We start from the raw sequence: 7,424 nt of genomic DNA on the forward strand, positions 1-7,424 counted from the left end.
CCCCCACCCTCTTCAACTCCGGCACCCGCCACCCGCAGATGTCGTCCTGCTACCTGCTGGACTCGCCGCTCGACGAGCTCGACTCGATCTACGAGCGCTACCACCAGGTCGCGAAGCTCTCGAAGCACGCCGGCGGCATCGGCCTCCCGTTCAGCCGCATCCGCTCCCGCGGCGCCCTGATCCGCGGCACCAACGGCCACTCCAACGGCATCGTCCCGTTCCTCCGGACCCTCGACGCCTCGGTGGCCGCGGTGAACCAGGGCGGCCGCCGCAAGGGCGCCGCCAGCGTCTACCTGGAGCCCTGGCACGCCGACATCGAGGAGTTCCTGGAGCTCCGCGACAATACCGGCGAGGACGCCCGCCGCACCCACAACCTCAACCTCGCGCACTGGATCCCGGACGAGTTCATGCGCCGGGTGGCCGCCGACGAGGTCTGGTCGCTCTTCTCCCCGAGCGAGGCCCCGGAGCTGGTCGACCTGTACGGCGCCGAGTTCGACGCCGCGTACCGGAAGGCCGAGGCGGAGGGCCGCTACGACCGGCAGCTCCCGGCCCGCCAGCTCTACGGCCGCATGATGCGCACCCTTGCCCAGACCGGCAACGGCTGGATGACCTTCAAGGACGCCGCCAACCGCGTCTCCAACCAGACCGCCGAGCCCGGCGCCGTCATCCACTCCTCGAACCTCTGCACCGAGATCCTCGAGGTCAGCGACGACGGCGAGACGGCGGTCTGCAACCTGGGATCCGTAAACCTGGCGGCGCATCTGGACGGCCCGACCGGCGAGATGGACTGGGCCGCCCTCGACGCCACCGTCCGCACGGCCGTCACCTTCCTCGACCGCGTGGTGGACATCAACTTCTACCCCACCCGCCAGGCCGCCGCCTCCAACGAGCGCTGGCGCCCGGTCGGCCTCGGCGTGATGGGCCTGCAGGACGTCTTCTTCCAGCTCGGCCTGCCCTTCGACTCCCCCGCGGCGAAGGCCCTCTCCACCCGGATCGCCGAGCGCATCATGCTCGCGTCGTACGAGGCCAGCTGCGACCTCGCCGAACGGCACGGCCCGCACCCGGCGTACGACCGCACCCGCGCCGCCCGCGGCGTGCTGCACCCGGACCACTACCCGGACGCGGCGGTCACCTGGCCGGAGCGCTGGACGGCGCTCCGCGCCCGCGTCGAGGAGACCGGCCTGCGCAACTCCCTCCTCCTCGCCATCGCGCCCACGGCGACGATCGCCTCCATCGCCGGCGTCTACGAGTGCATCGAGCCGCAGGTCTCGAACCTCTTCAAGCGGGAGACCCTGAGCGGCGAATTCCTCCAGGTCAACGCCTACTTGATCGCCGAACTCAAGCGCCTCGGCCGCTGGGACGCGGCCACCCGCGAGGCGCTGCGCGAGGCCAACGGCTCGGTCCAGGACCTCCCGGACCTGCCGCAGACCGTAAAAGACCTCTACCGCACCGCCTGGGAACTCCCCCAGCGCGCCCTGATCGACCTGGCCGCGGCCCGCACGCCGTACCTGGACCAGGCGCAGTCGCTGAACCTCTTCATGGCCGCGCCGACGATCAACAAGCTCAGCTCGATGTACGCGTACGCGTGGAAGTCGGGCCTGAAGACGACGTATTACCTGCGCTCGCGCCCGGCGACCCGTATCGCGCAATCCGCCCGCGCAGCCGTCCCCCAGCAGGCCGAGGCCGATGCAGCCCTCGCCTGCTCCCTGGAAAACCCCGAGTCCTGCGAGGCCTGCCAGTGAAGACCCAGAACCTGCTCGACCCCGGCTTCGAGCTCACCCTGCGCCCGATGCGCTACCCGGAGTTCTACGACCGCTACCGCGACGCGATCAAGAACACCTGGACGGTCGAGGAGGTGGACCTGCACTCCGACGTCACCGACCTCGCGAAGCTCAGCCCCGGCGAGCAGCACCTGATCGGCCGCCTGGTCGCCTTCTTCGCGACCGGCGACTCGATCGTGGCGAACAACCTGGTGCTGACCCTCTACAAGCACATCAACTCCCCGGAGGCGCGGCTGTATCTGAGCCGCCAGCTCTTCGAGGAGGCCGTCCACGTGCAGTTCTATCTGACGCTGCTGGACACCTACCTCCCCGACCCGGACGAGCGCACGGCGGCCTTCGCGGCCGTGGAGAACATCCCGTCGATCCGCGAGAAGGCCCAGTTCTGCTTCAAGTGGATGGACTCGGTCGAGTCGATCGACCAGCTGGAGTCGAAGTCCGACCGCCGCCGCTTCCTGCTCAATCTGATCTGCTTCGCGGCCTGCATCGAGGGCCTGTTCTTCTACGGGGCCTTCGCCTACGTGTACTGGTTCCGCAGCCGCGGCCTGCTGCACGGCCTGGCGACCGGCACCAACTGGGTGTTCCGCGACGAGTCGATGCACATGGAGTTCGCCTTCTCGGTCGTGGACACCGTCCGCGAGGAGGAGCCCGACCTCTTCGACGACGCGCTGGAGCAGCAGGTCAAGGACATGCTGGCGGAGGCCGTCGAGGCCGAGCTGCAGTTCGCCCGCGATCTGTGCGGCGACGGCATGGCGGGCATGAACACGGAGTCGATGCGCGCGTATCTGGAGTGCGTCGCCGACCAGCGCCTGGCCCGCCTGGGCTTCAAGCCGGTCTACGGCTCGGAAAACCCGTTCTCCTTCATGGAGCTCCAGAACGTCCAGGAGCTGACGAACTTCTTCGAGCGGCGGGTGTCGGCGTATCAGGTCGCCGTCGAGGGCTCCGTTTCGTTCGATGACGACTTCTAGGCGAGGGGGCGCCCTCGTACCGGCTGTGTCCCAACTGCGCTGCAGTAACTGAACGCTGGGTGATAACGCTGTGACACCTGAGCATCCGGTCGACTACTGTCCCGGTCGAGTTGATCAGTTGTCGTCGGCAACGGATTCACAACTCCCATCACCTCAAGGAGCCATCCTGTGACGCTTCGAATCGGCCGGATACTCGCGGGTGCGACCGCGCTGGCGGCCGCCGCCCTCACGATGTCCACCGGCACCGCATCCGCCTACCCGGATCCGGGCATCGACTGGGACCACATCTACGAAACCACTGGTGCACGCGTGTACGTCGAGGAGTACGGCGACTACATCTCGGTGTGCGACACCAAGGCGAACGGTGCCAGCGCCTACGTCTCGGTGATGGAGATCGGCTACAGCGACCCGTCGTACTCCATGACGGCCTCGGGCGGCGTCGGCACCTGCAAGTCGCACCGGGCCAGCGATGGCGCGAAGTACAACCTGAACGAGAACGGAACGGTGGTCCTCGACTACGTGGGCACCGGTAACTGGTCCGACTACGTCGAGAGTGAATTCTTCAACGACCACTGAGCGAAAGGGGTGGGCCCGTGGGCCCACCCCTTCCTGCTGTCTCGCTGCGGCTAGCCGATCCCGCACGAGGGAGCGGACCAGTACTGCCCACTCTTGCCGTCCACGTGAACGTGGTCATTGTGACCGGGATACCCGGGACCGAGAATCCCGTTGAACCCGTGATACCGAGCCTGCTTGGCCAGCGTGCAGAACGACGGACTGCCGACCAAGTCCGCGGCATCCCCGTACATATGACGACTCGTCGGCGACCCGCCGACCGCGTCATTGCACGCCTTGGACCGGAAGCCGCTCGACACCTGAATCGGCACGTCACCGAGCTTCCGCCGCATCGCCTCCAGTTTCCACATCGTGCGCCGCGCGTTGTACTTGGCCGTGGACGCACTCACGGCGCCACCTGACCAGTCCGAGTTGCAGCGGTTCAGTTCGGCGTACGTGAAGTGGATCGGCGTGCAGTCCGGGTCCTGCAGCGAGTAGATCTTGCTGTACGTCGCCGAGCCGGCGGTGCCGGTCGCGGACAGGCCGTACGCCGACTGGAAGCGCTTGACGGCCGCCTCCGTCGCCGGCCCGAAGTCGCCGTCGAGGGCGAGGACTTCGCCGTACCCGACCCAGCCGGCGACGCGGATCTGCAGCTGGGTGACGTCGGATCCGGTGGCGCCGCGGGCGAGGTTGCGGTTCCACGTGTAGCACTCGTCGGCATGTGCGGTGCCGGCGGTGGCGACCGTACCGACGATGGCCGCGGTCGCGGTCATGACAATGGCGAGGAGAAGTCTGAGCGCACGTCTGTGCATGAGGCCTCCGTGGGGTGGGGGCGTAACGCCCCCGAGCCTCGCGTGCGCCACGCACGGGGTCAACGGGGAAGAAGAAACGCCAGTGGTCGGAACCACTGGCGCAACCAAGACGCAAGAAAAACCTCAGTCGTTGGGCACGACCTCGTACCGCGGCGTCCGCTCCTCCATCTGCTTCAGGGCGTCCTTGCGGTCCCGCTTCGACAGCCGGTCGATGTACAGCCGCCCGTACAGGTGGTCCGTCTCGTGCTGCAGGCAGCGGGCGAAGTAACCGGTCCCGCGCACCTTGATCGGATTGCCCTCGGCGTCCTGGCCGGTGACCTCCGCATACTCCGTCCGGGCCAGCTCGGCATACGCACCCGGGACGGAGAGGCAGCCCTCATTGCCCTCGGCGAGCACGCGGCTCTCGGCGGGCTGCTCCACCAGAACGGGGTTGCAGACGGTGCCGACATGGCGGACGCCGTCGTCGTCATGGCAGTCGTAGACGAAGACCTTCAGATCGACGCCGATCTGGTTCGCCGCCAGGCCCACGCCCTCCGCGGCCCGCTGGCTGGCGAACATGTCGTCGACCAGCTTGGCGAGCTCCGGGCCGAAGTCCGTGACGTCCTTGCACTCGCGGTGCAGGACGGGGTTGCCGACGACGGTGATCGGACGGGCGTTGCCGCGCTCGCAATGAGCGGTCTCGCGCTCCTCGCAGTCCTCCGTGTCGACGACGAACCCGTCGTTAACTTGCTCCTCAGCCTGCTGGGTCATCGCCGTCGTACGCCTTCCGTGCGGTATGTGAATCACCCCAAGGGTACGTGGCCGCACTGACCCAGGTGCCGCTATCCCACCTCTTCGAGATCCCGCCAGTCCCGTGTGTCCGGGCTGTCCGCCGCCCAGCTGTCCAGCAGCCCGCGTACGAGGCCGGCGGGCGCGGCTATGCCGCACTCCCGCTCGGGCACCCACAGGCTGCCCTCCATGCGGTGCACCAGCGGGCCCGGGTGGCCCGGCTCGCTGTGGTCGTGCGGGTCGAGCAGGCCGCCGCCGCCCTCGGCGGACGGCATCCGGGACTCCGAGCAGGTCCGGCAGAGCAGCCGCACCGACGAGGACCAGTCCTCGGCGGCATAGCCGGCGTCCGCCGCCAGCTCCTCCAGGGCGTCCCGGTCGGCCTCCGTGGCGGCCTCGAGCAGCACCACCCAGGTCGGCACCGGGGACGGCGCCCAGAGCTCTATCTCGTCGAAGACCGGATAGGAGTCACCCGACGTGGTCGTCCGCTCACCGTGCGGCACGCCGTCGTGCAGGACCACCTCGCCCCAGCGCCGCCCGGAGGACGGCAGCGGGATCGACAGCACCTCCACCCGGGCGGGGTCCAGCCTGCGGCCCCAGACGACCTCGGCTTCGCCCTCGGGCGAGAGCCGCACGGCCGCGCTGCCCAGCTCCATGCCGACCGGCTCGATGGTGTTCAGATGCGCGCTGTCCCGGCCCATGGCGCCGACGCCTGGCACCTTCAGGCCGTACGCCTGCCAGGCCCGGCGCGCGAGCGGCCAGTCCTGCAGCGCGGTGGCGGCGATGCCGACGTTCCACCAGTCGGGGGCCCCGGCCTCCCGGTCGAGCAGCGCCACGGCCCGTAGACCGGCCGCGCGCGCCTGCTCCCAGTCGTGCCGGAACTTGTGCAGCAGCGCGAGGTTGAACCACGACTCGCTCAGCCACGGTTCGAGGTCGGCGGCGCGCGTCAGCAGGGCGCCGGCGTCCTCGTAGCGCCCGTCGCCGATCATTGTGAAGGCACGGTCGGTCGCCTGCCGCCACGAGGCGGAGGGCCGGTGCCGCACTCTGCCGAAGATCTTCAACGTGTCCCGCCTGCCGTCTGCGCGACCGGGGCGGCCGCGCGTGCTTCCAGCATGTCTCCTATCGCCTATGCCCGCATCCAACCATGTCCTCCCGTACGGGCGCTTCTTACCGATCGGTTACCCGCGATGCATGCGCACCGTGCGCGAGCACCCGGTACAGCGCGGCGACCACCCGGGGGTCGTAATCGGACGCCGTGGACAGCCGGAGCCGCTCCAGGGCCTTCAGGGGGCCCTCGAAGCGGTTTCCCGCCGTCCCGGGTGACCTGTCAGCGGCTCTGGCCAGGTCGTCATAGGCGTTCGCGGCACGCACAATACGCGCCGCCACCGGCTGCTCGCGCCACGGCTCCGCCTGCCGCTCGACGATGACCGCGACGGCGCTGTCCACGCCGGTCTGGCGCACCACCGCACCGCCGAGCCGCGCGATCCGGCGCTGGTCGACGGTGGCGAGCGGCTCGGTGGCCCCGGCGGGCACCGGGTCCAGGAGCGAGAGCTGACCGATGTCGTGCATGAGAGCAGCCTGCTCCAAAACATCCAGGTCACGCTCGGCGAGACCCATCTCACGCCCCACGGACCGGCTGAGCGAGGCGACCCGGCGGGCATGGCCCGGTGGGGTGTAGCCGGCGATCTCGGTGGCGCGGGCCAGTGAGGCGATGGTCTGCCGGTACGTCGTGCGCACGGCCGCGAAGCGGCGCATGGACAGCTGGGTGAGCAGCAGCGGCAGGCAGAACACCGGCAGCGCCCACAGCCCGGCGACGGCGGCGGCCATGGCGGTGACCGCGGCGGTGGCGCACCTGGCGATGGGCACCCCGGGCAGCGCGCGGACCTCGTCGCGCAGCAGCGGCGCGTACGGCCAGCCGGTGCGGGCCCGGGAGAGCGCGGCGGCCAGGGAGGCGTCGCAGAGGTAGGTGAGGCCGAGGACGGTGACCAGGTAGAGGACGTAGAGCGGGCCGCGCCCGGTGACGGAGCCGAGCAGGCCGCTGTTGAACAGCGGCTGGAACAGGGTGGCCGCGAAGGTGACGGTCAGGATGCGGCGGATCAGGTGATCGACGGCGAAGGCGCGGCCGCGGGCGACGTGCGGGACGCTGCCGAGCAGCGTGGCGGAGAAGACCACCGCGACGACCTGCAGCGCGCCGTGCGTCGTCGCCTCCCCGGCGCACTCCCCCAGCAGCGCGTACGCGAGCGAGCCGGCGCTCGCGATCGGGGCGACCACGTGCCCGGCCGGGATGGGCTCGGGGTGCGCGGTCGCCTTGGGCCGTGCGGCGACGAGCTCGCCGAAGACGATGAGGGCCCCGAACGCGAGGGCGGCGTGCGGCTGGTCGAGTCCCTGCGCCAGGGTCGACAGCAGCCCGGCGGCGGTGATGAGGGCGGCCGCAAGACCGCAGAACACGACGGTGCGCGGGGCGCGGGCGCCGATCAGCCGGGGGGCTATGAGGGAGGCGGGAGAGGCCGCGGGCATGGTGGTCATGACCGGTCCGGCGTGTGCAGGGG

7 protein-coding genes are annotated in these 7,424 nt (G+C 70.0%); 3 read left to right on the forward strand and 4 right to left on the reverse strand.

Going from position 1 to position 7,424, the window contains the following annotated elements:
• From G5C51_RS38085 to G5C51_RS38095, 3 genes are all read left to right on the forward strand, one after another.
• On the forward strand, window positions 1-1,742 hold a 1,742-nt coding region (locus tag G5C51_RS38085; protein WP_165244835.1), incomplete at its 5' end, for a ribonucleoside-diphosphate reductase subunit alpha.
• Window positions 1,724-2,746 carry a ribonucleotide-diphosphate reductase subunit beta gene (locus G5C51_RS38090; protein WP_165244845.1) on the forward strand — a complete coding sequence of 341 codons (1,023 nt, stop codon included), beginning with the start codon at window positions 1,724-1,726 and terminating at the stop codon, window positions 2,744-2,746. The genes G5C51_RS38085 and G5C51_RS38090, both read left to right, overlap by 19 nt.
• Window positions 2,747-2,914: 168 nt before the next feature.
• Window positions 2,915-3,322 carry a hypothetical protein gene (locus G5C51_RS38095; RefSeq protein WP_165244837.1) on the forward strand — a complete coding sequence of 136 codons (408 nt, stop codon included), beginning with the start codon at window positions 2,915-2,917 and terminating at the stop codon, window positions 3,320-3,322.
• 50 nt (window positions 3,323-3,372) lie between these two features.
• On the opposite strand, the gene G5C51_RS38100 is transcribed toward G5C51_RS38095, so the two are convergent.
• From G5C51_RS38100 to G5C51_RS38115, 4 genes are all read right to left on the reverse strand, one after another.
• The gene (locus tag G5C51_RS38100) at window positions 3,373-4,110 is read right to left on the reverse strand and encodes a D-Ala-D-Ala carboxypeptidase family metallohydrolase (RefSeq protein ID WP_165244839.1); all 738 of its coding nucleotides are present in this window, start codon (window positions 4,108-4,110) and stop codon (window positions 3,373-3,375) included.
• A gap of 123 nt (window positions 4,111-4,233) precedes the next feature.
• Window positions 4,234-4,860: a peptide deformylase gene (gene def, locus G5C51_RS38105; protein ID WP_165244841.1), complete on the reverse strand. Its 627-nt coding sequence runs from the start codon at window positions 4,858-4,860 to the stop codon at window positions 4,234-4,236.
• Between the two features lie 71 nt (window positions 4,861-4,931).
• Window positions 4,932-5,936, reverse strand: a complete 1,005-nt coding sequence (locus tag G5C51_RS38110) for a tetratricopeptide repeat protein (RefSeq protein ID WP_165244843.1) — start codon at window positions 5,934-5,936, stop codon at window positions 4,932-4,934.
• Window positions 5,937-6,042: 106 nt separating this feature from the next.
• Window positions 6,043-7,392: an HD-GYP domain-containing protein gene (locus tag G5C51_RS38115; RefSeq protein WP_165244847.1), complete on the reverse strand. Its 1,350-nt coding sequence runs from the start codon at window positions 7,390-7,392 to the stop codon at window positions 6,043-6,045.
• Between the last annotated feature and the right edge of the window lie 32 nt (window positions 7,393-7,424).

It is taken from the genome of Streptomyces coryli (assembly GCF_011044975.1).
GTDB lineage: Bacteria > Actinomycetota > Actinomycetes > Streptomycetales > Streptomycetaceae > Streptomyces > Streptomyces coryli.

What these genes read in the sequence shown, in the direction of transcription:
- def (WP_165244841.1), bottom strand. Translation starts at nt 4,860, where the DNA reads ATGACCCAGCAGGCTGAGGAGCAAGTTAACGACGGGTTCGTCGTCGAC.
- G5C51_RS38100 (WP_165244839.1), bottom strand. Translation starts at nt 4,110, where the DNA reads ATGCACAGACGTGCGCTCAGACTTCTCCTCGCCATTGTCATGACCGCG.
- G5C51_RS38115 (WP_165244847.1), bottom strand. Translation starts at nt 7,392, where the DNA reads ATGCCCGCGGCCTCTCCCGCCTCCCTCATAGCCCCCCGGCTGATCGGC.